The 22642-nt window shown below is 72.8% G+C and carries 14 protein-coding genes and 4 pseudogenes; 13 read left to right on the forward strand and 5 right to left on the reverse strand.

The features are described 5' to 3' along the window. Nucleotides 1-111: 111 nt before the first annotated feature. Together GQS09_RS29115 and GQS09_RS29120 are read right to left on the reverse strand one after the other, a co-directional pair. Nucleotides 112-954 (reverse strand): annotated as a pseudogene (locus GQS09_RS29115) (SpoIIE family protein phosphatase); the annotation flags it as partial. A 3-nt stretch (nt 955-957) separates the two neighbouring features. Continuing rightward, nucleotides 958-2810 (reverse strand): annotated as a pseudogene (locus GQS09_RS29120) (SpoIIE family protein phosphatase); the annotation flags it as partial. A gap of 396 nt (nt 2811-3206) precedes the next feature. On the opposite strand from GQS09_RS29120, the gene GQS09_RS06005 reads away from it, so the two are divergent. Continuing rightward, nucleotides 3207-4277, forward strand: coding sequence for an Rv2578c family radical SAM protein (locus GQS09_RS06005; RefSeq protein ID WP_165984936.1), 1071 nt, complete (start codon nt 3207-3209; stop codon nt 4275-4277). A 47-nt stretch (nt 4278-4324) separates the two neighbouring features. Here the strand turns inward: GQS09_RS06005 and GQS09_RS06010 are convergent, their stop codons facing one another. Then, complete coding sequence (locus GQS09_RS06010; protein ID WP_165984937.1) at nt 4325-4771, reverse strand: hypothetical protein; 447 nt, start codon at nt 4769-4771, stop codon at nt 4325-4327. A 167-nt stretch (nt 4772-4938) separates the two neighbouring features. On the opposite strand from GQS09_RS06010, the gene GQS09_RS06015 reads away from it, so the two are divergent. Continuing rightward, nucleotides 4939-5766 carry an endonuclease/exonuclease/phosphatase family protein gene (locus GQS09_RS06015; RefSeq protein ID WP_165984938.1) on the forward strand — a complete coding sequence of 276 codons (828 nt, stop codon included), beginning with the start codon at nt 4939-4941 and terminating at the stop codon, nt 5764-5766. Between the two features lie 100 nt (nt 5767-5866). Next, nucleotides 5867-6682 (forward strand): SAM-dependent methyltransferase, encoded by an 816-nt coding sequence (locus GQS09_RS06020; RefSeq protein ID WP_165984939.1) that lies wholly within the window; start codon nt 5867-5869, stop codon nt 6680-6682. Nucleotides 6683-6716: 34 nt separating this feature from the next. On the opposite strand, the gene GQS09_RS06025 is transcribed toward GQS09_RS06020, so the two are convergent. Together GQS09_RS06025 and GQS09_RS06030 are read right to left on the reverse strand one after the other, a co-directional pair. Next, nucleotides 6717-8807, reverse strand: a complete 2091-nt coding sequence (locus GQS09_RS06025) for a trypsin-like peptidase domain-containing protein (protein ID WP_243761151.1) — start codon at nt 8805-8807, stop codon at nt 6717-6719. A gap of 156 nt (nt 8808-8963) precedes the next feature. Beyond that, nucleotides 8964-10604, reverse strand: coding sequence for a peptide chain release factor 3 (locus GQS09_RS06030; RefSeq protein WP_165984940.1), 1641 nt, complete (start codon nt 10602-10604; stop codon nt 8964-8966). 461 nt (nt 10605-11065) lie between these two features. Here GQS09_RS06030 and GQS09_RS06035 point away from each other — a divergent pair, with 461 nt between their 5' ends. The 10 genes and pseudogenes from GQS09_RS06035 to GQS09_RS06080 form a co-directional block, all read left to right on the forward strand. Continuing rightward, nucleotides 11066-12883 carry a 3-hydroxyacyl-CoA dehydrogenase family protein gene (locus tag GQS09_RS06035; RefSeq protein ID WP_165984941.1) on the forward strand — a complete coding sequence of 606 codons (1818 nt, stop codon included), beginning with the start codon at nt 11066-11068 and terminating at the stop codon, nt 12881-12883. A gap of 76 nt (nt 12884-12959) precedes the next feature. After that, nucleotides 12960-13745 carry a TetR family transcriptional regulator gene (locus tag GQS09_RS06040; RefSeq protein ID WP_207957511.1) on the forward strand — a complete coding sequence of 262 codons (786 nt, stop codon included), beginning with the start codon at nt 12960-12962 and terminating at the stop codon, nt 13743-13745. A gap of 370 nt (nt 13746-14115) precedes the next feature. Further along, nucleotides 14116-15453, forward strand: a complete 1338-nt coding sequence (ccrA, locus tag GQS09_RS06045; RefSeq protein ID WP_165984943.1) for a crotonyl-CoA carboxylase/reductase — start codon at nt 14116-14118, stop codon at nt 15451-15453. 97 nt (nt 15454-15550) lie between these two features. Then, nucleotides 15551-17583, forward strand: a pseudogene (locus GQS09_RS06050) (protein meaA). 107 nt (nt 17584-17690) lie between these two features. Continuing rightward, nucleotides 17691-18692, forward strand: coding sequence for a CoA ester lyase (locus GQS09_RS06055; protein WP_165984944.1), 1002 nt, complete (start codon nt 17691-17693; stop codon nt 18690-18692). A gap of 38 nt (nt 18693-18730) precedes the next feature. Then, nucleotides 18731-19255 carry a MaoC family dehydratase gene (locus GQS09_RS06060; RefSeq protein ID WP_165984945.1) on the forward strand — a complete coding sequence of 175 codons (525 nt, stop codon included), beginning with the start codon at nt 18731-18733 and terminating at the stop codon, nt 19253-19255. Nucleotide 19256: 1 nt separating this feature from the next. Then, complete coding sequence (locus tag GQS09_RS06065) at nt 19257-20477, forward strand: acyl-CoA dehydrogenase family protein (RefSeq protein WP_165984946.1); 1221 nt, start codon at nt 19257-19259, stop codon at nt 20475-20477. A 205-nt stretch (nt 20478-20682) separates the two neighbouring features. Then, nucleotides 20683-21330 carry a phosphatidylserine decarboxylase gene (locus GQS09_RS06070; RefSeq protein WP_165984947.1) on the forward strand — a complete coding sequence of 216 codons (648 nt, stop codon included), beginning with the start codon at nt 20683-20685 and terminating at the stop codon, nt 21328-21330. After that, entirely contained in the window at nt 21317-22219 is a 903-nt protein-coding gene (locus GQS09_RS06075) for a phosphatidylcholine/phosphatidylserine synthase (protein ID WP_243761152.1), read from the forward strand. Before GQS09_RS06070 ends, GQS09_RS06075 begins: the two co-directional genes overlap by 14 nt. Nucleotides 22220-22442: 223 nt before the next feature. Continuing rightward, nucleotides 22443-22642 (forward strand): annotated as a pseudogene (locus GQS09_RS06080) (hypothetical protein); the annotation flags it as partial.

Consider the following 22642-nt stretch of genomic DNA (forward strand, 5'->3'; position numbering starts at 1 on the left):
GCGTCGCGATGCTGCGAGACGGTGGTGCGTGATGGCGACAACTCCCGGGGTTCCGGGGAGAGTTCGGTACCGTACAGGTACGGGGCGGGGGCTGTCCCGGGGTTGCGGCGATCAGTCGCCCCGCCCGGCGCGGCCACCGTGCCGCCGCCGCGCCGGCAGCGCCAGCTCGAACCAGACCGTCTTGCCGCGCGCGGTGCGGCTGGTCCCCCAGCTCCGGGCCAGGGCGCTGACCACGGCCAGCCCTCGGCCTTGCTCGTCCAGCTCCCCGGCCTCGGCCAGCACCGGCGGTTCCGGGTCCTCGTCGGAGACCTCGCACAGCAGGGCGTCGGCGCGCACCAGGCGCAGTGCCGCCCCGCCGCCGCGGGCGTGCCGGACGGTGTTGGTCAGGATCTCGCTCACCAGCAGCGCGGCGGTGTCGCCGAGCGCGCCGTCCAGCTCCCAGCGGGCCAGCCGCTCGCGGACCAGGCGGCGGGCGCGCGGCACCTCGCGGGGCGCGCGGTCCAGCGCCCAGCGGGCCACGTCCTCGGCGGGGATGCCGTTGAGCCGGGCCATCAGCAGGGCGACGTCGTCCCTGCGGTCCGTGCGCTCGGGGCGGCCGCCGGGGCCCTTGCCGCGCGCGGTGGCGGCGGCCAGGGCGCGGATGACGGTGTCACAGGCGTCGTCCATGGAGGCGGCCGGGTGGGCGGCGGACTCGCACAGCGCGGCCAGTCCGGTGCCGATGTCCTGGCCGCGCACCTCCACCAGGCCGTCGGTGCACATCACCACCCGGTCACCGGGCGCCACGGGCACGGTGACGGTCTCGAAGGCGACCCGGCCGACGCCGATGGGGGCGCCGGTGGGCAGTTCCAGCAGTTCGCTGCCGCCGTCCGCGGCACGCACCAGCACCGGCGGGATGTGGCCGGCGTTGGCGATCCGCAGTTCGCCGCGGACCGGGTCGTAGACCGCGTACAGGCAGNGACCCGGCCGACGCCGATGGGGGCGCCGGTGGGCAGTTCCAGCAGTTCGCTGCCGCCGTCCGCGGCACGCACCAGCACCGGCGGGATGTGGCCGGCGTTGGCGATCCGCAGTTCGCCGCGGACCGGGTCGTAGACCGCGTACAGGCAGGTGGCCAGGTAGTGCTCGCCGAGCCGCTGGGCCAGGTCGTCCAGGCCGCGGAGCAGCTGGGCCGGCTCGGTGTCCATGGCCGCCATGGTCTGCACGGCGGTGCGCAGCTGGCCCATCATGGCGGCGGAGTGCAGGCCATGGCCCATCACGTCGCCGACCACCAGCGCGGTGCGGGAGCCGGGCAGCCGTATGGTGTCGAACCAGTCGCCGCCGATCCGGCCGAGCCGGGTGCCGGGCAGGTAGCGGGTGGCGATGTCGCAGCCGGCCATCCGGGGCCGCACCCGGGGCAGCATGCTGTCCTGGAGGGTCTCGGCGACGTTCTCCTGGTGGGTGTAGATGCGGGCGTTGTCCAGCACCAGCCCGGCGCGGGCGGCGAGTTCGGCGCCGGTGACCCGGTCCATGTCGTTGAACGGCGGGCGGGCGCGGTGGCGCAGCAGGATCATGAAGCCGAGCACCACCTGCCGGGCCTTGAGCGGCACGACCAGCATGGAGCGGCCGTTGATCAGCGGGTAGATGTCCCGCTTCTCGAACTGGGCGGCGATGGTGCGGGCCATGGGCTCGGTGATCCGCTCCACCAGCACCGGCTCTCCGGTGGTCATGCACCGGAAGAACGGGGTGTGTTCGGGGAAGGGCATGGATTCGCCGACCGGGACCACGTCGTCCCAGCGGCCGGGTTCGTCGTTGTGCTCCACGGCCACCCGGTGCCAGAGGGTGGCGGCGTCGGGCGGGCCGTCGGGGAAGCCTTCGCCGGCCACCACCTGTTCCCGCAGATAGGTGCCTGCCACGTCGGTGAAGCGGGGCACCACGGCCCGGCTGACCTCGGTGATGGTGCGGTCCAGTTCGAGCGAGGTGCCGATGGCGGCGCTGACCTCGTTGAGGAACTCCAGGCGTTCGCGGACCGCGGCGTACTCCAGGTCGGAGGCGAGTTCGGCCTCGGCGGCCTCGGCGGCCTCCTCGTCCTGGCGGGCGCGGGCCCGGGCGGCTGCGCGCAGCAGCAGACTGCGGCGCTGCACCCGGCGCGGCACGCCCCAGTCCGGGACCAGCGGGACCCGCCGGCGGTGGCCGATCTCCAGCGCGGGATAGCCGGTGGCCAGTACCTGCCCGGCGATGTCCGCGCTCTCCCGGGGATTCATCCGGGGCATGATCTCCGGGAGGCGGCGGGCGAGTGCGGGGCCGCCGGGCAGCGAGCCGGGCGGGGCGAAGCCGGCCGCGATCCGGCTGCCGCCGGGTGTCCTGGCGCCACGGGCCGCCTCCCGGGCCGCGAGTTCGCGGGTGAGCGGGGTGGCGTCGGCGGCCAGCACCAGCAGGCGCAGCGGGCCCGGGCCGGTGAGCGGCACCGCCCAGTAGAGGATGTCCAGCCGGTCGGCCCCGTCCTCGTCCGGCGGGCCGGAGGTGTAGAAGCGGCCGGTGGTGGGTTCGGCGAAGCGCAGCGGCGGTTCCCCGCCGGTACCGCCCGGGTACGCGGCCTCGGCGGCGGGGTGGACGGTGGTGTGCGCCATGGTCACCGGGTAGGCGGCGGCGCCGGCGGTCTCCACCGGGACGCCCACGTCGTCCAGCACGCCGGAGATGGGCAGCAGATCGGCGGCGGGCCGCCCCAGCGCCTCTTCTCCGGGGAGGCCGAACAGCCGGCGGGCGCCGGTGCTCCAGTGTGAGACCAGTCCGTAGAGGTCGACCACGACGACGGCCAGCGGCAGCCGTCCGGACACGGCTCCGGCCGGGGCCGCCGGGTGGTGCGGAGGCGTTCCGCCCTCGGGGAGCGCGGGCTCGTGGGCCACTTCTTCTCCTTCCCGAACGGGGAGCGAATCCACCGTACGCCGCTCCGCCGCCCCGGGGAGAGGCAATGGTCAAGAAGGTGGTGCGCCCGCGCTTCACACGCCCCACCGGGCACCCGCACCCCGGGAGGCAAGGGCCGGTCCGGCGTGGGCCGGCGCCGCCGTTCCCGGAAGCACTCCGCCACAGGACGAGCTCCCGGAAACGACGGCCTCGCGGCGCCTCGTCCGTGAGCCTAGCACCCCGGAGCGAACATGTGTTCTATTCTGACCCGGACAACACGCACCACCGGCGCGCCGGCCCGCCGGCCCGCCGCGCCCCCAGGAGGCCTCATGCGCTGGCAGAACCTGAGCGACCGCGACACCGCCGCCACGCCCGCGCTGTTCGGCGCCGACGCGGTGACCCGGACCGTGGACACCCCGGAGTTCCGCGGCATCACCTTCCACGAGGTGCGCGCCCGGACGATCCTCAACCGGGTCCCCGGCGCCTCCCGGATGCCGTTCGAGTGGACGGTCAACCCCTACCGCGGATGCAGCCACGCCTGCGTCTACTGCTTCGCCCGCCGCACCCACAGCTATCTGGACCTGGACACCGGCATCGGCTTCGACACCCAGATCGTGGTCAAGGTCAACGCCCCGGAGCTGCTGCGGCGCGAGCTGGCCGGGCCGCGCTGGCAGGGCGACCACATCGCCATGGGCACCAATGTGGACTGCTACCAGCGCGCCGAGGGCCGCTACCGGCTGATGCCGGGCATCCTGGCGGCGCTGCGCGACCACGCCAACCCGTTCTCCCTCCTCACCAAGGGCACCCTGATCCTGCGCGACCTGGAGCTGCTGCGGGAGGCCGCGGGGCGCACCCGGGTCGGCGTCTCCGTCTCGGTGGGATTCCTCGACCAGGAGCTGTGGCGCACCGTGGAGCCGGGCACGCCGGCCCCGCCGCGGCGGCTGGAGGTGGTGCGCACGCTCGCCGCGCACGGCATACCGTGCGGGGTGCTGATGGCCCCGGTGATCCCCTTCCTCTCCGACTCCCCCGAGCAGCTGCGCGCCACCGTGCGGGCCGTCGCGCAGGCCGGGGCGGCCTCCGTGACCCCGCTGGTGCTCCATCTGCGGCCCGGGGCGCGGGAGTGGTTCCTGCAGTGGCTGACCGCGCACCACCCGCGGCTGGCCGGCCGCTACCGGATGATGTACGGGGGCAGTCCGTACGCGCCCACCTGGTACCAGCGGAAGATCACCCGGCAGGTGCACGAACTGGCCGCGGAATACGGCATCGGGCCGTTCGGGCCCGGCGCGCACCGGAACCTGCGGCGGCCGGAGCAGGCGGAGGCCGCGGCGGGCCCGGAGAGCACGGCAGGCACGGCGGGTGCGGAGGCCGGTCCGGAGGGCACCCAGCTCACCCTGCTCTGACCGCCGGCCCCGGGAGCACCGCCCGCCCGGCGGCCGGCGCCACCGCCTCACACGCACCAGGGCGTGTCCGGCAGCACATCGTCCGGATGTCCGACGTAGTAGCCGGCCAGCCAGCCCTCGAAGCCGGGCGTGATCACATACACCCAGTACGGATTGCCGCCGACGGTCTGGCTCCCCTCCTTCTGGCACCACGCCTCGAAGGAGTCCCCCGGGTTGACCTGCCCCCGCGCATCGGGGCAGCGCGGCACCGACGGCGAGGCATTGCACCGGGCCGGATCCGCCTCGTTGTGCCGGACATTGACCTTGGCGGCCCAGGTGGTGAAGGTCCGCTGCCCGGATTCCTCCCCCTGCCGCTCCTCCCGCGGCCCCGGCTCCCCGGCACGCGGCGCCGGACGTCCGGATTCCGCCGGTGCCGCGGCGGCGCCGCCCGCCGTACCGGCGGTGATCCCCAGGGCCAGCAGGGCGGCGACGGACGCGTACCTGATCCTCTTCATGTTCTCCCCGGGCCGGCCGGCGGACCGCCCGCCGCTGCCGGCCGCACCCAGGCTCCCCGGCCCGGCCGCCCGCCAATCACCGCCCCGCACAGCACGAAGTTGAATGACTCCGGACCGTGTTCACCCCGGGCCCCGGGAGTGTCCGGGCAGGACCGTACGATCGGGGCGTGCGCATCCTCACATGGAATCTGTGGTGGCGGTTCGGCCCCTGGGAGCAGCGGCGGAAGGCGATCCTGTCGGTGCTGCGGGACGCCCGGCCGGATGTGATCGGCCTCCAGGAGGTCTGGGAGGCGGGCGGCGAGAATCTCGCCGAGTGGCTGGCGGGCGAGCTGGACATGCACTGGGCCTGGGGCCCGGCCGGGCTGCCGCCGCACTGGCGGCCCTTCGTCACCGAGCTCGGCGAGAGCGTGGGCAACGCGGTGCTGAGCCGCTGGCCGATCACCGAGCAGGAGGTGCGCCGGCTGCCCTCCGGCGACGGGCCGGAGGAGGGACGGGTGGCGCTGTTCGCCCTGGTGGAGACGGAGCGGGTGCGGGTGCCGTTCTTCACCACGCACCTGCACTCGGCGCCGTTCGGCTCGGCAGTGCGCTGCACCCAGGTGGCGGAGCTGGCCCGGTTCGTGGCCGAGCGCCGGGCGGCGGGCGATTTCCCGCCGGTGATCACCGGCGACTTCAACGCCGAGCCGGACTCGGACGAGATGCGGCTGTTCGCCGGGGCCAAGACCGCGCCCGTGGTGCCGGGCCAGACCCTGATCGACGTCTGGCGGTACGCCGACCCGCAGCAGCCGGGGGCGACCTGGGACCGGGCCAACGGCTATCTGACCCATCCGGCGGCGGTCAGCGCCCGGATCGACTACATCCACCTGGGGCTGCCGGGCCTGGCCAGCCGCTTCGGGGTGCGCTCCGTGGGCCGGGCGGGCGACGGCCCGGTGGACGGCGTATGGCCCTCCGACCACATGGCGGTGGTCGCCGACCTCGCCGTGGTCCCGGATGCCTGACCCTCCGCGGGAGCGGTGCGGGGATATCCGGAAACCGCGGTTCCTGACGGCCCGTCGGATAGCTTGGGTGACCCCCTCGTCACAACCGGTAGGGAGAGTCATGAGCAACGAAGCGGCGTCCCCGGAGCGGAAGCCGTCACCGAAGATCGACACCACCGTTCCGCACTCGGCCCGGGTCTGGAACTACTGGCTGGGCGGCAAGGACAACTACCCCGTGGACCGGGAGGCGGGCGACGCGTTCGCCCGCCTGTGCCCGAAGATCATCGTGGACGCCCGGGCGACCCGGCACTACATGGCCAGGGCGGTCCGCCACCTGGCCGGCGAGACCGGCATACGCCAGTTCCTGGACATCGGCACCGGGCTGCCCACCGTGGACAACACCCACCAGATCGCCCAGCGGGTGGCCCCGGAGTCCCGGATCGTCTACGTGGACAACGACCCGCTGGTGCTGGCGCACGCACGGGCCCTGCTCACCAGCACGCCCGAGGGCCGCACCTGGTACATCGACGCCGACGTGCGCGATCCGGAGTCGATCCTGGCCGAGGTGTCCGGGCTGCTGGACCTCTCCCGGCCCACCGCGCTGATGCTGATGGGCATTCTCGGCCATGTCGCCGACCTGGCGGAGGCCCGCTCGATCGTCCGCCGGCTGATGGACGCGCTGCCCTCCGGCAGTCATCTGGTGCACTACGACGGCACCGACGTGGACGAGGCGTGCACCCGGGCCACCCGGTTCTACAACGACAACAGCGGCGGCATCGCGTACCACCTGCGCACCCCGGAGCAGCTCGGCACCCTGCACGAGGGGCTGGAGACGCTGGAGCCGGGGATGGTGATGGTGACCCACTGGCGGCCGGACCCGAGCCCGTTCGACCTGCCCGACACCACCCAGTTCGGCGCCGTCTCCCGCAAGCCGTGAGGCGGGACGCCCGCGCCGGTGCGGGGCGGAGGGATCAGCGGGTGAGAACGCGGCCGGGGAAGGCGGCGACCTCCGGGTGGCCGAGGTACTCCTTGATGTCGTGCGCCCGGTCGCGGGCGTTCCGCACGGACAGTTCGGTCAGCTCGCCCTGCCAGTCCCCGGCCAGCGGGCAGCCGATGGCCACCGGGTCCGGCGGGCTCCAGACGTTGACCCACCGGGCCACCCGCTCGGGGCGCCGGGGCCCTCCGCCGAGCAGCCGGCTGTGCACGGCGTCCATGCCGAGCGGGCTGCCGGCGGTCACCATGAGAATGAGGTCCAGGGAGGGTGCGAGCCGGGTGACCAGGTCCATGCCGACGACCGTGCCGAGGCTGTGGCTGACCAGCACCACCTCCCCCGCTTCCGGCATGCTCTCCAGGACGCTGCGCAGCACGTCCTCCCGGACCCGGTCGTCGCCGAGGTAGGCGGCGACGTCGCGGAACTTCCGGGCGATGACCCACTCGTCGACGTCGGTGCGGGCGGCCAGCCAGCTCAGCTTCTGCTGGATGCCGCCGATCGCCCGCCCGGGCAGCAGTTCCGCCTCCGGCGGCGCCTCCTCCGGCATGCCGGTCCGCCGCGCTGCCTCGTCGAACATCTCCTCGTAGATGCCGCGGGTGGCCGCCCGGGCGGGCAGCAGGGCCTCGGCCGGCTCCTCGATCACCTCTTCGAACATCCGCCGCAGTTCCTCGCGCGCCGCCATGGACCGCACCAGTTCGTCCCCGTAGAAGGGGAACCACACGTCCGCCGGGTCCAGCGGCGCGAGTCCGGCCTCGGTGAGTCCCCCGTTGAGCCCGGCGGTCCAGCTGCGGCGCAGCCGCTCGGGTTCCCTGCCCTGCTGGCCCCGGCCGTGCAGGAACACCAGATGGCGACGGCCGCCGAAGGCCGTGGGCCGGGCCCGGAGGCCGCGGCGGGCGCGGGCCGCCGGGGCCGGGGCCGTGGTGTCCGGGCCCGGCCCGTGCTCCTCCCCCGCCTCCCCGGCCGGCTCCCCGGCCGTGCGCGGCTCCGGCTGCGGGGCCGGCGGCGCCGGTGCGGGCCCGGCCTGGAGCCCGGCTTCCGGGCCCATGTCCGCCAGCAGGGCACGGCGGGCCGGGTCGAGAGGCACGGTGGCCAGGTGGCGCAGCACGGAGCTGATCCGCACGCCCTCGTTCGACAGCCAGTCGATGGTGTCGTCGGGGTCGCCGCGGCGCCACGGCCGGCCGTCGCGCCGCAGGATCCGGCCCTGGTCGTCGATGCGCGGCACCCCGCTGTGGTGCAGTGCCACCACCTCCCACTGGTCGTTGAAGACCGGGGAGCCGGAGTTGCCGGGCTCGGTGTCGGTCCGGTAGTGGAGGAAGTGGTCCAGCCGCACCTGGACGGCGTTGTCCCGCAGCGCGACCTCCTTCAGCCGGCCACGGGGGTGTCCGACGATGTTGACGGCCTCGCCGATGACCACCTTGCCCAGCCGGGTGCTGAGCCGGTTCCAGCCGAACATCTCCCCCGGCTGTCCGCCGCCGGGCATCGCCGCCACCATGACCAGGGCGTAGTCCAGCGGCTGGTGCGCGGTGAAGAAGGCGTCCGGGTCGAGTTCCAGCCGGGTGGCGGTGCCCGGGGTGTTGTCGACGGTGGCCTGGGCCTCGAACTCCACGAAGCACTGCCGGGCGGTGTCCTCGTCCGGCAGCACATGGTGGTTGGTCAGCAGCAGGGCCGGCGAGACGAGGAATCCGGTGCCGAGCGGGATCTCCCGTCCGGCGGTGCGCATGCTGATGCGGGCGACGGCCTGCGCGGCCCGCGTGCCGCGCGGCAGGAAGCTGTACGCCTGGAGTTCGCTGGCCAGGCCGATGATCCGTTCGTGCACGGACGGCTCGTCCAGCGGCTCGCGGCGGACGCTGTCGATGACCGCCGCGGCGGGCACGCCCTGCCGGTCCATCAGCCGGGCGACCCGGGTGGCCAGGGCCTGCCTGCTGTCGGGGAAGGGGAGGCCCTCGCGCTGCTGCCGCTCGACGGCTCCGCGCTCGTCGGCGGTGGCCCGGTAGCGCCGGGCTGCGGCCACGGCCTGGCGCTCGGTCTCCGCGCGCATCCGTTCGGGGATCACCAGTTCCATGATGTCCATGCCGGATCACCGCTCCTCTCCGCTCACGGTGCCTGGGAGGGTCCGGAGATGCGGTTCAGCGCCGGTGCGTTCACCTGCTTTCATGGTGCTCCCCGGGCGTATCGCCCGCACCCCGGAGCGCCGGCAGCCCCGGGGGCATGCGCGGGCGCCGCCGGGTCACTCCCCGGACTGCTCGTGGGCGGCGATCAGCGGTTCGAGGGGGGAGCGGGGGAATTCGCGTTCGAACGAGCTGATGTGCCAGCGGGAGGGGAAGAGGGCGAGGATCTCGCCGTCCTTGACCCGGGTCATGGCCTCGCCGTGCACCAGCCGGGAGCGGTTGAGCGCGGCCCCGCCGCCGGCGTCGGTGCGCCGGGCACAGGTGTACGGCAGCGGCTCCAGCCGCACGGCGGCCGAGAACTCGTTCTCCATGCGGTGGCCGACCACGTCGAACTGCATGGGCCCGACCGCCGCCAGCACCGGCGCCTGCTCGCCGCGGGCGTCCGAGACCAGCACCTGGACCACGCCCTCCTCGTCGAGCTGGGCGATGCCGCGGCGGAACTGCTTGGACCGGGCGATGTCCACCGGGCGGGCGATGGCGAAGTGCTCCGGGGCGAAGGTGGGCATGGGCGGGAACTCGGCCTTCCGCCCGGTGTAGAGGGTGTCGCCCACCCGCAGCGCGGCGGCGTTGACCAGGCCGACCACATCGCCCGGGTAGGCCCGCTCCACCGAGGTGCGGTCCTGGCCGAAGACGCTGTGCGCGTACTTGGTGGAGAACGGGCGGCCGGAGGCGGCCCGGGTCACGGTCATGCCGCGTTCGAAGACTCCGGAGCAGACCCGCAGGAAGGCGATCCGGTCCCGGTGGGCGCGGTCCATGTTGGCCTGCACCTTGAAGACCAGGCCGGAGAAGTCCGCGTCCAGCGGCCGGGGGTCGCCGGCGGTCTGCTCGCGGGGCGCCGGTGCCGGGGCCAGGTCGACCACGGCGTCCAGCAGCAGCCGGACGCCGATGTTGGACAGCGCGGCGCCGAAGAACACCGGGGTGGAGACGCCGGCCAGGAAATCGTCCTGGTCGTGGCCGGCGCCGGTGCCGGCCAGCAGTTCCAGTTCCTCGGCCGCGGCCTGCCATTCCTCGCCGAACGCGGCGCCGGCCTCCGCGGCCGTCAGCGGCTCCTCGGTCGCCGTGTGCTCGCCGCCCGGGGCGCGGGTGCAGTGCAGCATGGTGCCGGGTTCCCGGGCGTCGATCAGTCCGCGCATGTGGCCGGCGATGCCGACCGGCCAGGTGACCGGGGTGGGGCGGAGCCGGAACTCGCGCTCGATCTCGTCCAGCAGCTCCAGGGCGTCCCGGCCGGGCCGGTCCCACTTGTTGATGAAGGTGATCACCGGGATTCCGCGGTGCCGGCAGACGTCGAACAGCTTGCGGGTCTGCTCCTCCAGGCCCTTGGCCGCGTCGATCAGCATCACCGCGCAGTCCACCGCGGCCAGCACCCGGTAGGTGTCCTCGGAGAAATCGGCGTGACCGGGGGTGTCCAGCAGATTCAGCACACACCCGCGGTATGCGAACTGGAGCACCGCGGAGGTGACGGAGATGCCCCGGGCGCGTTCCATCTCCATCCAGTCGGAGGTGACGCCGCGCCGGTCGCCCTTGCCGTGCACCGCCCCGGCCGAGGTGATGGCGCGGGCGTGCAGCGCCAGTGCCTCGGTGAGGGTGGACTTGCCCGCGTCCGGGTGGGAGATCACCGCGAAGGTCCGCCGCCGCGCGGCCTCCCCGGCCGCCGTGCCCGGTCCCGCCGCCTGTGCCGCCGTACTGGTCGGTGCAGTCACCGTTCCTCATTCACGCTGGTGGTGTCGCGATACCCGGGCGAATCTACCGCCCCGGCGGCACCGACCGGAAACCCGCCGCCGAAGCGCCCGCCGCCCGCCGCGAGGGCTGCCGGCCGCCGGGGACGTGGTGTGTGCCACAGGAAAAGGCGGGTGGTGGGGGTGGCCCTGGGGTTACCGACCGGTTAGCCTGCTCATCAGAGCGATACCACGCTCAGGCGGTTTGGTGACGCAGCCGCCCGGAGTGCCATCGGTCCGGCACTCCCCGTCTTCACGGCGGGACCCCCGGGACAGGGTCCGCCGGCGTTCCCCGTCGGCCCGCCGACGGCGTACCGCACACTGCCCGCGCCCGTGGCGCGGGCTCCGCCTGCACCGCGCGCGCCGATCGCGCCTTCGCGCAGCCGCAGGCGCACTCCCGCCCTCCCCTCACCCTCGTCGTTCCCGGACCGCTGAGGAGTCCCGTGATGGACCGTTCCGTCTCCCGTTCAGGTTCGAGCCCCGCACTGCCCACCGTCGCCGTCGTGGGCCTGGGCACCATGGGCGCCGGCATCGCCGAAGTCCTGGCCCGCTCCGGCCGTGACGTGATCGGCATCGACATCAGCCCGGCCGCCGCGCGCCGCGCCGTCACCGCACTTCAGGTCTCCACCCGGCACGCCGTCGAGCGCCGGAAGCTGTCCGCCGAGGAGCGGCAGGACGTGCTCGGCCGCTTCCGCACCTCCACCGATCTCAAGGAGGCCGCGGAGGCCGACCTGGTCATCGAGGTGGTCCCGGAGGACTACGCCCTGAAGCTGGAGGTCTTCACCGCACTGGACGGCATCGTCCGCCCGGACGCCGTCCTGGCCACCGGCACCAACGCGCTGCCGGTCACCCGGCTGGCCGCCGACACCGCCCGCCCGGAGCGCGTCATCGGCCTGCACTTCTTCCACCCGGTGCCGGTGATGAAGCTGGTGGAGGTGGTCTCCTCGGTGCTCACCTCCCCCGAGGTGGTCTCCCGGGTCACCGAACTCGCCGCCGACCTGGGCAAGGAGCCGCTGCACACCGGCGACCGCCCCGGCTTCATCGCCGACGGCCTGCTGTTCGGCTACCTCAACCAGGCCGCCGCCATGTACGAGGCGCGCTACGCCACCCGGGAGGACATCGACGCGGCCATGCGGCTGGGCTGCGGCCTGCCCATGGGCCCGCTGGAGCTGCTGGACCTGATCGGCATCGACACCGCGCAGACCGTGCTGGAGGCGATGTACGCCGCCTCCGCCGACCGGCTGCACGCCCCCGCCCCCGTCCTGAAGCAGCTCAGCGCGGCGGGCATGACCGGCCGCAAGGCGGGCCGCGGGTTCTACACCTATGCCGGCACCACCCCGCCGGAGAACGCCACCGTGGTGCCCGACGCGCTCACCCCCGGCCAGACGGAACGCCGTGCCGCGCCCCGCCCGGTCACCTCCGTCGGCGTGGCCGGCTCCGGCACCATGGCCTCGGGCATCGCCGAGGTGTTCGCCAGGGCCGGATACGACGTCACCCTTGCCGCCCGCAGCCTGGCCAAGGCCGGGACCGCCCGCGGCCGGATCGCGAAGTCGCTGGACCGCTCGGTGAAGAAGGGCCGGATCTCCGAGGGCGACCGGGACGCCGTCCTGGCCCGCATCACCCCCGCCGGCACCCTGGAGTCCTTCGCCTCCGCCGACCTGGTGGTGGAGGCCGTGGCCGAGGACCTGGCGGTGAAGAAGGAGCTGTTCGCCACCCTGGACAGGGTCTGCAAGGCCGACGCGGTGCTGGCCACCACCACCTCCTCGCTGCCGGTCATCGCCTGCGCCCGGGCCACCTCCCGCCCCCGCGAGGTGATCGGCATGCACTTCTTCAACCCGGCCCCGGCCATGAAGCTGGTGGAGGTGGTGCGCACGGTGCTCACGGGGGAGGAGGCGCACGCCACCGTGGTGGAGGTGTGCGCCCGCATCCGCAAGCATCCGGTGGACTGCGGCGACCGGGCCGGCTTCATCGTCAACGCCCTGCTGTTCCCGTACCTGAACAACGCGGTGAAGATGGTCCAGGAGCACTACGCCACGCCGGACGCCATCGACACCGCGATGAGGCTGGGCGGCGGCTACCCGATGGGCCCCTTCGAACTGCTGGACGTGGTGGGGCTGGACGTCTCGCTGGCCATCGAGGAGGTGCTGCACAAGGAGTTCCGCGATCCCTCGCTGGCACCGGCCCCGCTGCTGCGGCAGTTGGTGGAGGCCGGCTGTCTGGGGCGGAAGACCGGCCGCGGGTTCCGCGAGTATGCCCGCGCCTGAGTCCGCGCGGCACCCGGAGTCCTCCCGCGGAGCGGACGCCACGCGGGAGGACGCCCGGATACAGTACGTTCGCATCATGGTCCAGCCCGTCAAGTCAACTCCACGTTCTCAGCCCGCGTCGCAGCGCCTGAAGGTGCGCCGCCAGCTCGCGGCGGCGGCCATGGAGCTGTTCGCCACCAAGGGGTACGCGGCCACCACCGTGGACGAGATCGCCGCCACCGCCGGGGTCGCCCGCAGGACGTTCTTCCGCCACTTCCGGTCCAAGGAGGAGGCGATCTTCCCGGACCACGACGACACCCTGGAGCGCGCCAAGGCCGTCCTGGACGCGGCGCCGCCGCACGAGAACCCGCTGGACACGGTCTGCCGCGGCATCAAGGAGGTCATGAAGATGTATGCCTCCTCCCCCAAGGTCTCGGTGGAGCGCTACCTGCTCACCCGGGAGGTGCCGGCGCTGCGGGAGCGGGAGATCGCCTCGGTGGCCCGCTACGAGCGGCTGTTCACCCGTTATCTGCTGGGCCACTTCGACGAGTCGGCGCCCGGCGCGGACGGCGAGGTCGACGAGCCGCTGCTGGCCGAGGTGGCCGCCTCGGCGGTGGTCACCGCGCACAACCATGTGCTGCGGCGCTGGCTGCGGGCCGGCGGGCAGGGCGATGTGGAGGGCGAGCTGGACCGGGCCTTCGCGGTGGTGCGGCGGGCCTTCGGCGACCTGCCGGTGATCTCCGGCAGGCCGCCGCGCCCGGCGGGGACGGCCGAGGGCGAGGTGCTGGTCACGGTCACCCGGACCGATGCCTCGCTGCCCGAGGTGATGCGGCTGATCGAGCAGGCGCTGGCGCAGCGCGAGCAGGCGGCGACACCCCCGTGACGCGCTGATCCCTTCCGGACGGACGGGGCCGCTCCCGCGCCGGGAGCGGCCCCGTCCCTGTGATGCAGTGCTCATCCGTATCGCGAAGGTGACATCTGAGCGAATTTGTTGGCACTCAGTGTCTTGCATACTGGCACGCCGTGCCATACGGTGTGGTCATCCAACGGCGCTGTCCCTGATGTTCCGGGCGCCCGAGGACGCCTGCGTCACCAGGCACAGCGCTACCGCGCGGAGCCCTGACCCGCCGCCGGACCGACGGCAGACAGCACTTCTCCTGCCCCACTTGTCGTCAAACCGCAGCACGGTCCCCACGGACCGTGCTCCCCGCACCGCCGAGCGGCGCGGGGCGCACCCGCCGGAGGCTCCCGACGTGAAGGACATCCTCAACGCGATCCTCGCGACCGACACCGCACCCGAGGACTTCGCCGCTCTCCCCCTGCCCGAGTCGTACCGCGCCATCACCGTCCACAAGGACGAGGCCGACATGTTCAAGGGCCTGCCCGACCGGGAGAAGGACCCGCGCACATCCCTGCACCTGGACGAGGTGCCGGTTCCCGAACTGGGCCCCGGCGAGGCCCTGGTGGCCGTCATGGCCAGCTCGGTGAACTACAACTCGGTGTGGACCTCGATCTTCGAGCCGGTCTCCACCTTCGCCTTCCTGGAGCGCTACGGCCGGCTCTCCCCGCTCGCCGCCCGCCACGACCTGCCGTACCACATCATCGGCTCCGACCTGGCCGGCGTGGTGCTGCGCACCGGCCCCGGGGTCAACGCCTGGCGGCCCGGCGACCGGGTGGTGGCGCACTGCCTGTCGGTGGAGCTGGAGTCCCCGGACGGCCACAACGACACCATGCTCGATCCCGAGCAGCGGATCTGGGGCTTCGAGACCAACTTCGGCGGCCTGGCCGAGATCGCCCTGGTGAAGTCCAACCAGCTGATGCCCAAGCCCGCGCACCTGTCCTGGGAGGAGGCCGCCTGCCCGGGCCTGGTCAACTCCACCGCCTACCGGCAGCTCGTCTCCCGCAACGGCGCCGGCATGAAGCAGGGCGACAACGTGCTGATCTGGGGCGCCAGCGGCGGCCTGGGTTCCTACGCCACCCAGTACGCGCTGGCCGGCGGCGCCAACCCGGTCTGCGTGGTCTCCAGCCCGGAGAAGGCGGAGATCTGCCGCCGGATGGGCGCCGAGGCGGTCATCGACCGCAATGCCGAGGGATACCGCTTCTGGAAGGACGAGCACACCCAGGACCCCAAGGAGTGGAAGCGGTTCGGCAGCCGCATCCGCGAACTCACCGGCGGCGAGGACATCGACATCGTCTTCGAACACCCCGGCCGGGAGACCTTCGGCGCCTCCGTCTACGTCACCCGCAAGGGCGGCACCATCGTCACCTGCGCCTCCACCTCGGGCTACCTGCACCAGTACGACAACCGCTACCTGTGGATGAACCTGAAGCGGATCATCGGCACGCACTTCGCCAACTACCGCGAGGCGTACGAGTCCAACCGGCTCATCGCCAAGGGGAAGATCCACCCCACCCTGTCGCGGACCTACCCGCTGGAGCAGACCGGGCAGGCCACCTTCGACGTGCACCGCAATCTGCACCAGGGCAAGGTCGGCGTGCTCTGCCTGGCACCCGAGGAGGGCATGGGCGTCACCGATCCGGAGCTGCGCGAGCGGCACGCCGAGGCCATCAACCGCTTCCGCAACGTCTGACGAGACCGTCCGGAGTCCATCCATGACGTCACAGACCCCAGCGCCCGCCGGCCGCGGCCCGCGGCCGGCGCCGCGCGGCAAGGACCGGCCCTGGCTGATGCGCACCTACGCCGGCCACTCCAGCGCCGAGGCCTCCAACGAGCTCTACCGGCGCAATCTGGCCAAGGGCCAGACCGGCCTGTCGGTCGCCTTCGACCTGCCCACCCAGACCGGCTACGACCCGGACCACGTGCTGGCCCGCGGCGAGGTCGGCCGGGTCGGCGTGCCGGTCGCCCATCTCGGCGACATGCGGCGGCTGTTCCAGGACATCCCCCTGGAGCGGATGAACACCTCGATGACCATCAACGCCACCGCCATGTGGCTGCTGGCCCTCTACCAGGTGGTCGCCGAGGAGCAGGGCGCCGGCATCGCCCGGCTGTCCGGCACCACCCAGAACGACATCGTCAAGGAGTACCTCTCCCGCGGCACGCACGTCTTCCCGCCCGGGCCCTCGCTGCGGCTGACCACCGACACCATCGCCTACACGGTGGCGCACATGCCCCGGTGGAACCCGATCAACATCTGCAGCTACCACCTCCAGGAGGCCGGGGCCACCCCGGTCCAGGAGATCGCCTACGCCATGGCCACCGCCGTGGCGGTGCTGGACGCGGTGCGCGACTCCGGCCAGGTGCCGCAGGAGCGGATGGGCGAGGTGGTCGGCCGGATCTCCTTCTTCGTCAACGCGGGTGTCCGCTTCGTCGAGGAGATGTGCAAGATGCGGGCCTTCACCCGCATCTGGGACCACCTCACCGCCCGGCGCTACGGCATCACCGACCCCAGGCAGCGCCGCTTCCGCTACGGGGTGCAGGTCAACTCCCTGGGCCTGACCGAGGCGCAGCCGGAGAACAACGTCCAGCGGATCGTGCTGGAGATGCTGGCCGTCACCCTCTCCCGGGACGCCCGGGCCCGCGCCGTGCAGCTCCCGGCGTGGAACGAGGCCCTGGGCCTGCCCCGCCCCTGGGACCAGCAGTGGTCGCTGCGCATCCAGCAGGTGCTGGCCGAGGAGAGCGACCTGCTGGAGTACGACGACCTGTTCGCCGGCTCCCACGTGGTGGAGGGCAAGACCGCCGAGCTGGCCGACGCCGCACTGGCCGAGATGACCCGGATCGAGGAGATGGGCGGCGCCCTGGCCGCCGTGGAGTCCGGCTACCTCAAGGCGCAGCTGGTCGCCTCGCACGCCCGCCGCCGGGCCCGGATCGAGGCGGGCGAGGAGCGGATCGTGGGCGTCAACTGCTACGAGTCCACCGAGCCCTCCCCGCTCACCGCCGACCTGGACANGTCAACTGCTACGAGTCCACCGAGCCCTCCCCGCTCACCGCCGACCTGGACACCGCGATCATGACCGTGGACCCGGCCAACGAGGCCCGGGTGGTGGCGGCCCTGGGCCGCTGGCGCGACGACCGCGACGAGCGGCGCGCCCGCCAGGCGCTGGGCGCGCTGAAGAAGGCCGCGGCCGGCACCGGCAATCTGATGCCCGCCACCCTGGAATGCGCCCGCGCCGGGGTCACCACCGGGGAGTGGGCCTGGGCGCTGCGCGAGGTCTTCGGCGAGTACCGGGCACCCACCGGGGTCGGCGGCGCGCCGGTCGCGGTCGCCGCCGAGGAGGGCCCGGCGCTGGCCGCGGTGCGCCGCAAGGCCGGGCAGACCGCCCGCGAGCTCGGGCTCGGCAAGCTGCGGCTGCTGGTCGGCAAGCCCGGGCTGGACGGGCACAGCAACGGCGCCGAGCAGATCGCGGTGCGCGCCCGGGACTGCGGCCTGGAGGTCGTCTACCAGGGCATCCGGCTCACCCCGGAGCAGATCGTGTCCGCGGCGGTGGACGAGGACGTGCACTGCGTGGGGCTGTCCATCCTGTCCGGCTCGCACGGCGAGCTGGTGCCCGAGATCCTGGCCCGGCTGCGGGACGCGGGCGCCGGGGACATCCCGGTGATCGTGGGCGGCATCATCCCGGCCGCCGACGCCAGGGAGCTGCGGGCGGCCGGAGTGGCGGCCGTGTTCACCCCCAAGGACTTCGGTATCACCGAGATCATCGGCCGTATCGTCGACGAGATCCGGTCCGCGCACCGGCTCGGTCCCCTGGAGGTACCCGCATGACCGCGGAGGCCACCGCCGTGCGTGCCGCGGCCGATCTCGCCGGACCGGTGCCCGGCCGGACCGGCCGGGGCGTCCCGATCCCCTCAGCCATCCCTGGAGGTACCCGCATGACCGCCGACCAGCCCGCCGCCGGGACCGCCGCCGGAACCGCCGCGCCCAACCGGCTGCGCCCACGCCGCTCCTGCCTGGCCGTGCCGGGCAGCAACCCGCGCTTCCTGGAGAAGGCCCAGGGCCTGCCCGCCGACCAGGTCTTCCTCGATCTGGAGGACGCGTGCGCGCCGCTGGCCAAGGAGGGCGCCCGGCACACGGTGGTCAAGGCGCTCAACGAGGGCGACTGGACCGGCAAGACCCGGGTGGTGCGGGTCAACGACTGGACCACCCACTGGACCTACCGGGACGTGATCACGGTGGTCGAGGGCGCCGGTCCCCACCTGGACTGCATCATGCTGCCCAAGGTGCAGGACGCCGGGCAGATCACCGCCCTGGACCTGCTGCTCACCCAGATCGAGAAGACCATGGGATTCGAGGTGGGCCGGATCGGCATCGAGGCGCAGATCGAGAACGCCCGCGGCCTGGTCAACGTGGACGCCATCGCCGCGGCCTCGCCCCGGCTGGAGACCATCATCTTCGGCCCGGCCGACTTCATGGCCTCCATCAACATGAAGTCGCTGGTGGTGGGCGAGCAGCCGCCCGGCTACCCGGCCGACGCCTACCACTACATCCTGATGCGGATCCTGATGGCCGCCCGCGCCCACGACCTCCAGGCCATCGACGGCCCCTACCTCCAGATCCGCAACACCGACGGCTTCCGGGCGGTGGCCGAACGGGCCGCGGCGCTGGGCTTCGACGGCAAGTGGGTGCTGCACCCCGGCCAGATCGACATCGCCAACGAGGTCTACTCCCCCTCCCAGGAGGACTACGACCACGCCGAGCTGATCCTGGACGCCTATGCCTACTTCACCTCCGAGGAGGGCGGCAAGAAGGGCTCGGCGATGCTCGGCGACGAGATGATCGACGAGGCCAGCCGCAAGATGGCCCTGGTCATCGCGGGCAAGGGCCGGGCCGCCGGCATGGCCCGCACCTCGACGTTCGAGCCCCCCGCCGCCTGAGCCCCGCCGCCTTCCGACCCGAGCCCACGGAGCCCGCCATGCAGTTCGGCCGCACCTACGAAGAGTTCACCGTCGGGGACGTGTACAAGCACTGGCCCGGCAAGACCGTCACCGAGTACGACGACCATCTGTTCTGCCTGCTCACCATGAACCACCACCCGCTGCACATGGACGCGCACTACGCGGAGGAGTCCACCGACTTCGGCCGCAATGTGGTGGTCGGCAACTACATCTATTCCCTGCTGCTGGGCATGTCCGTGCCGGACGTCTCCGGCAAGGCCATCGCCAACCTGGAGATCGAGTCGCTGAAACATGTGGCCCCGACCTTCCACGGCGACACCGTCTACGGCGAGACCACCGTGCTGGACAAGACCCCGTCGAGGTCCAGGTCCGACCGCGGCATCGTGCACGTCGAGACCCGCGGCTACAAGCAGGACGGCACCCTGGTCTGCGTCTTCCGGCGCCGGGTGATGGTGCCCACCGCCGCCTACCTCAAGGAGCGCGGCGGCGAACAGCCCGGCCGCCCCCAGCCCAAGCCTCTGCCCGCGAAGGGAGCGAAGTGAGATGGGGCGCCTGGCGCAGACCGAGGGCCTGACCGAGGTCCAGCGGGAGATCCTCTCCACCGTCCGTTCCTTTGTCGACAAGGAGATCATTCCGGTCGCCACCGAGCTGGAGCACCGGGACGAATACCCCGGCGACATCGTGGAGGGCCTGAAGGAGCTGGGTGTCTTCGGCCTGATGATCCCCGAGGAGTACGGCGGGCTGGGCGAGTCGCTGCTCACCTACGCGCTGTGCGTGGAGGAGATCGCCCGCGGCTGGATGTCCGTCTCCGGCATCATCAACACCCACTTCATCGTCGCGTACATGCTGAAGCAGCACGGCACCCGGGAGCAGAAGGAGCACTTCCTGCCCAGGATGGCGACCGGCGAGGTCCGCGGGGCCTTCTCCATGTCCGAGCCCGCGCTCGGCTCGGACGTCTCCGCCATCACCTCCAAGGGGGTGCTCGACGCCGCCACCGGCGACTTCCTGCTCACCGGCCAGAAGATGTGGCTGACCAACGGCGGCACCGCCAATCTGGTCGCGGTGCTCTGCCGCACCGACGAGGGCCACCCCGAGGGCACCGCGCCGCACAAGTCGATGACCACCTTCCTGGTGGAGAAGGAGCCCGGCTTCGGCGAGGTCCGGCCCGGCCTGACCATCCCCGGCAAGATCGACAAGATGGGCTACAAGGGCGTCGACACCACCGAGCTGATCATGGACGGCCTGCGCATCCCGGCCGACCGGGTCCTCGGCGGCGCGGAACAGGGCCGGGGCCGGGGCTTCTACCAGATGATGGACGGCGTCGAGGTCGGCCGGGTCAATGTGGCGGCCCGCGGCTGCGGGGTGGCCCGGCGCGCCTTCGAGCTGGCCGTGGACTACGCCCAGCAGCGCCACACCTTCGGCAAGGCCATCGCCCAGCACCAGGCCGTCCAGTTCCGGCTGGCCGAGATGGCGGTCAAGGTGGAGGCCGCGCACGCGCTGATGGTCGGCGCCGCCCGCAAGAAGGACTCCGGGCAGCGCAACGACCTCGAAGCCGGCATGGCCAAATATCTCGCCTCCGAATACTGCAAGGAGGTCGTGGAGAGCGCCTTCCGCATCCACGGCGGCTACGGCTACTCCAAGGAGTACGAGATCGAGCGGCTCTACCGGGAGGCGCCGATGCTGCTCATCGGTGAGGGAACCGCGGAGATCCAGAAAATGATCATAGGCCGCCGCCTGCTGGAGGAGTACCGCTCCGCCGGCTGAACCGCCCCCGGACGCACGGGAGCCGCCGCGGTCGCCGGTCCCGGGCCCAAGGGCCCGGGACCGATGACGGAAAGATCACAGCTCGGCCAGGACTTAGGACCTTGGCCGGCCGACCAGCTTGCCGGGTTACCGTCTTCTGCCGATAGCATCTGGAGTGGCCGCACCGTATCTCAGGGTCCGGCTTCCCCCGCTACGAAGGTCTTCCATGCCCCACCGCTCCCTCCCCGAGCCCCGCGGCCGTGTGCGCCTCGCGCGTGGTGCCTCTCCGTGGCTGCTGCCGACCGTCGCCACCGCCGCCGTCAGCCTGTCCCGGGCCCGCCGCTCCCCCCGCTGGGCCGCACTCGCCGTACCCGCGACCGCGCTCGCCGCCGGCATGCTGTGGTTCTTCCGCGACCCCGAGCGGGAGATCGCCCCCGGCCGGGTGATCTCGCCCGCCGACGGCGTGGTGCAGTCCATCACCCCCCGGCCGGACGGCCGCACCCGGGTGGCGATCTTCATGAGCCCGCTCAACGTGCACGTCAACCGCGCCCCGGTGGCCGGCACCGTGACCTCGGTGGAGCACATCCCCGGCGGCTACGTTCCCGCCTTCAACAAGGAGAGCGAGTTCAACGAGCGGGTCGTCTGGCACTTCGACAGCGAGCTCGGGGACATCGAGATGGTGCAGATCGCGGGCACCGTGGCCCGGCGGATCGTGCCCTACGTGCCGCGCGGCACCAAGGTGGAGCAGGGCGAGCGCGTCGGCCTGATCCGCTTCGGCTCCCGGGTCGACGTCTACCTCCCGCAGGGCATGGAGCCCGCGGTCGCCCTCCGCCAGCGCACCACCGCGGGGGTGACGCGCCTTGACCGTGACTGACCCCAAGGCCCACAGCGGTGCCTCCTCCGATCCGTCCGTCTGGGTCCCGGAGGCCGAGGTGGACGCGGACGAGGACGACGACATGCCGCTGTCGCTGCGGCTGTCCATCGCCGACGCGCTGACCCTGGCCAACGCCACCTGCGGCTTCCTCGCCGTCTACTTCACCACCACCGGCGTCCTCATCCCGCACCTGACCAACAGCGGGGATGTCGGCGTGGTGCGCAACAACGCGGCCACCGCCGTGCTGCTGATGCTGTGCGCCTCGGTCTTCGACCTCTTCGACGGGCTGGTGGCCCGCAAGCTGCGCAGCTCCGCCATGGGCGCGGAGCTGGACAACCTCTCCGACCTGGTGAGCTTCGGCCTGGCCCCGGCCTACTTCGTGCTGGTGTGGGGCATGGTGGTGGGCGACGCCCACGAACCCCTCTCCGCCCTGGCCGCCACGGTGGTCCTGCTGGCCGTGGTGCTCCGCCTGGCGCGCTTCTCCTGCGTCACCATGCCCGACGGCATCTTCCAGGGCATGCCCAGCCCCTTCGGGGCCCTGACGGTGGTCTCCATCGTCCTCCTGGAACTCCCCTTCTTCCCCACCCTGCTCGCCATCCTGGGTGTCGCCTGGCTGATGGTCAGCCGGGTCGAGTACCCCAAGCCGCGCGGCCCGCTGGCCGTGGCCATGCTGGGCTGGATCGTGCTCGGCATGGGGATGCTGACGGCCTGGGCCTTCGACGCCCCGGGCGGCGAACTGATGCTGCAGACCGGGTGCTCGATGCAGGTGGTGCTGGGCGCGGTGATCCCGCTCTTCGCCACCGCCCGCCGGTTCAGCGCCTTCCGCGACCACCGCCGGGAGGTCCGCGAGTCCCGCGCCGAGACCGCCGAGGCCGCCTCCCGTTCCTGAGCGCGCAGCACGCGCCCCATGGCTTCCGCGAAGGGGGCCCGCCCATCCGGGCGGGCCCCCTTCGGGTGTGCCCTCGGGCTTCGCCGTTCCTTCCGGTTTCGCCGACAGGCGTGCACCGTCCTTGTCACAATCCGCCGCCGGCAGTCCACCTGACGTCACACTCCGCGGTTAGGGTACAGGCCACGCAACAACGGGAAGTGAGCGATGCCGAGGGGGACTTGACGTGGGCCGTGCTTCCGACTGGTCGCCGCTGGACATGGACGGCGATCCCACACCGGGGGACCCCTCCCGGATCGAGCAGCTGGGCAACAAGTTCACCACCTTCGCCGATGACGTCTACGACGCGCTGCAGAAGGTCCGCACTCTCGGCGAGGACGGCACCCTGGCGGCGTTCGTGGGGGAGTCGGCGGATTCCTACCGGGA

Origin of the sequence: Streptomyces sp. YIM 98790, from assembly GCF_011421595.1 — a bacterium.
GTDB lineage: Bacteria > Actinomycetota > Actinomycetes > Streptomycetales > Streptomycetaceae > Streptomyces.